The organism is Shewanella sp. (assembly GCF_051658185.1).
Classification (GTDB): domain Bacteria; phylum Pseudomonadota; class Gammaproteobacteria; order Enterobacterales; family Shewanellaceae; genus Shewanella.
Genome location: NZ_JBOFMC010000115.1, coordinates 1 through 2,639, shown reverse-complemented (window position 1 = coordinate 2,639; position 2,639 = coordinate 1). Strand labels below are relative to the sequence as shown.

3 protein-coding genes are annotated in these 2,639 nt (G+C 49.5%); 2 read left to right on the top strand and 1 reads right to left on the bottom strand.

Translation table 11 applies throughout. The features are described from left to right. The first annotated feature begins 128 nt into the window (after window positions 1-128). Together ACRCZA_RS04765 and ACRCZA_RS04760 are read left to right on the top strand one after the other, a co-directional pair. Complete coding sequence (locus ACRCZA_RS04765; RefSeq protein WP_438673325.1) at window positions 129-1,016, top strand: hypothetical protein; 888 nt, start codon at window positions 129-131, stop codon at window positions 1,014-1,016. A 120-nt stretch (window positions 1,017-1,136) separates the two neighbouring features. Next, window positions 1,137-2,051 carry a LysR family transcriptional regulator gene (locus tag ACRCZA_RS04760; RefSeq protein ID WP_438673324.1) on the top strand — a complete coding sequence of 305 codons (915 nt, stop codon included), beginning with the start codon at window positions 1,137-1,139 and terminating at the stop codon, window positions 2,049-2,051. Window positions 2,052-2,210: 159 nt separating this feature from the next. On the opposite strand, the gene ACRCZA_RS04755 is transcribed toward ACRCZA_RS04760, so the two are convergent. Beyond that, on the bottom strand, window positions 2,211-2,471 hold the full coding sequence (locus ACRCZA_RS04755) for a chemotaxis protein (RefSeq protein WP_438673323.1): 261 nt from the start codon (window positions 2,469-2,471) through the stop codon (window positions 2,211-2,213). Window positions 2,472-2,639 lie beyond the last annotated feature (168 nt).

The following is a 2,639-nucleotide window of genomic DNA, read 5'->3' as shown; positions in this document are numbered from 1 at the left end:
TTGACGGCACCTCCAAACAACTACAAGTTGAAGGGAACCGGACCAGTAACATACCACCTAGGATGTGACTTCTTCCGGGACGAAGATGGCGTACTATGCGTCGGGCCAAGATCATACATCGAACGAATGTGTGTCCAATACGAAACCATGTTCGGCACGAAACCCAAAGCAACATTCGGGTATATCATCATCAGCGATTATTAGGGGAGCTTTATATCCAGTTTGCGGCTGACTCGAATAACGCCTCAGGCAATCACCACTACACCCTGCGCCAAGGCGTGATCGGCCAGCAGTTTGGCCAACACGCATTACATTTGCAACTCACGCTCAAAAATTACCGGGAGCTTGAAAGTTTTACCCAAGCGCTAGCGCAAGCCATCACGGCTCTCGCCAGAGGGAGTCACTTTTACCTGAATAATACTCAAGGCCCGAGTCTCGATAGTCATCAGCTTCCAAGCCTATGGTTAGCAAGGGGATTGCGCGAAGCGCTTTTTCCTGAATATGAGTCCGAGTATTTAGGGGAGCGTGAACGTCTCGCCCTCGCCTACCAAAAGCAGCTCACAGTATTTAGGGCAAAACTCGCACTGCGCTTTTATCAATCTCCCCCTCAGCCTAATGACAACCAACTGAGTGATAACACGCTGAGCCAAGCATTTGAATTAAGTTTTGGCGAGCCTTGGCCGCCAAGCCAAGATACTCAATTTAATGAATTGCAATACAGTTTTGCAGCCATCGCCGATGAAGGCCCGCGATATTATCAAGGGCTGTGGCAAACAGAGTTAGCCCAACTGATGTATGAGGCGACGGCGCACTGCCAAGATCAAGCCAGCTTATTTGAGCGCTTAGTCGTAAACGAATCAGGGCGCAACTTAACTGAATTATTACAGCTCATCCTCGGCAGAGCCGTAAGCCCTCAAGAACTTATTGATCAGATGACTCCATCGCGGCTCAACCATTCAGGGCCATCCTCTAAGCGTGTCACGCCTACAGCCACCTGCATAACGGTGGCTAGGTGAGATCCCATTGAAAAATCAGCAACAAAACGCCAGTATAACGCGCCAAGCATTTGCATAATTAACGCTGCGGTATTGTCAAAGCGAGCGTATTTTTGAGACAACCCTATATAAGAGGCCGTGATGACCCGAGCCAAATCAACCCTTGAACAATGGCGTATTTTGCAGGCGGTAGTGGATTATGGTGGTTATGCCCAAGCCGCGCAGCACCTGAATAAAAGTCAATCATCCCTCAACCATGCCGTTACGAAATTGCAGCATCAATTAGGGATAGAGTTACTCGAGGTGAAAGGCCGTAAAGCCTATCTCACTCCCCAAGGCGAAGTGTTACTGCGCCGCTCGCGCCACGTGACACAAGCTGTAAATGATCTAGAACAACTCGCCAGTAATTTAGAACAAGGCTGGGAGCCAACATTGACCATTGCCCGCGAAATTGTTTACCCCATGCCGCACTTGGTCTGTGCACTCAATGCGTTTTTACCCCATAGCCGCGGCACACGCATTACCATTCTGGACTCAGTGATCAGTGGCACGGCGGAGCTCATCTTACAAAAAAAGGCCGATATTGCCATTTGCGCGGGTATCACCCCTAAGGGATACCTCGCCGAGCCCCTGTGCGAAGAAGAATTGTATTTAGTGTGTCACCCACACCATCCACTCACTGCGCTGGGCCGTATTGAGGATGACAAATTACTCGCCCAGCATTTACAAATCGTCATAAAAGATACCGGGGTGCATTCCAATATTGATATTGGTTGGCTCAAAGCCGAGCAGCGCTGGACGGTGGCCAATTTCCACGAAGCGAAAGAAATTTTACTGCGCGGCATGGGTTTTTGCTGGCTCCCAGTCTATTTAGTGGAACAGGAGTTAGCCATGGGGCAATTAGTGCGTTTACATTTAGAAGGCAATCAAAAACGGCGAATCATGCTAAGCCTGGTGATCCCCGACAGGGACAATCAGGGCCCCGCCTCAAAACTACTGACCGCCATGATCTTAAAACAGCACCAAATTGGCGCAGAAGGTTATCAAACCAATTAAGGCTGACATTGCAATGAGCCAAGTGATACGCCACATTCACACCATGCTGATACCATGCAGATACCATGGTGTAGCACAGGATGCTGATGATGGCTCTTAACTTCGAGGCTTTGATGCTCAGATGCTACCTGGGACTGAGTCGTTGGCTAAGATTCTGACTCAAACCTTAATATCGATGATAGTGCCGATGGTTTCTGAGCCCACGGCAATCACGTTCGCCGCCGCTTCCCCTAATCTTAGGGCAGCATCGGCGGCAATTAAGGCGGCTGTGCCTTCACTGGCGACGGTGGTTGTATCGAGTGCCGAAGGTTCAGGTAACGGTGTGTTGGTACTCGGACGGTTTTTTGCCACATCAATTGTTGCCTGAGTTAATCCAGACTGAGCATTGTGTAGCCCTTGCAAGCCAGATGAAATTTGCATGATGATGACTCTTAGGCGATAAACTATCCCGCGCAATTATTCATCAACCTTGCCTCAAAGTACAGGGCTTAGTACAGAGCTTTAGCCAAGCCAGCGCCTTGAGCCGCGAGGTCTGCTATTTTCGCCAACCACTCACAAGCTTTACCAAGCGAATCATTCTCCACACAA

Coding starts and splice junctions, on each gene's coding strand:
- ACRCZA_RS04760 (WP_438673324.1), top strand. CDS start 1,137: ATGACCCGAGCCAAATCAACCCTTGAACAATGGCGTATTTTGCAGGCG.
- ACRCZA_RS04755 (WP_438673323.1), bottom strand. CDS start 2,471: ATGCAAATTTCATCTGGCTTGCAAGGGCTACACAATGCTCAGTCTGGA.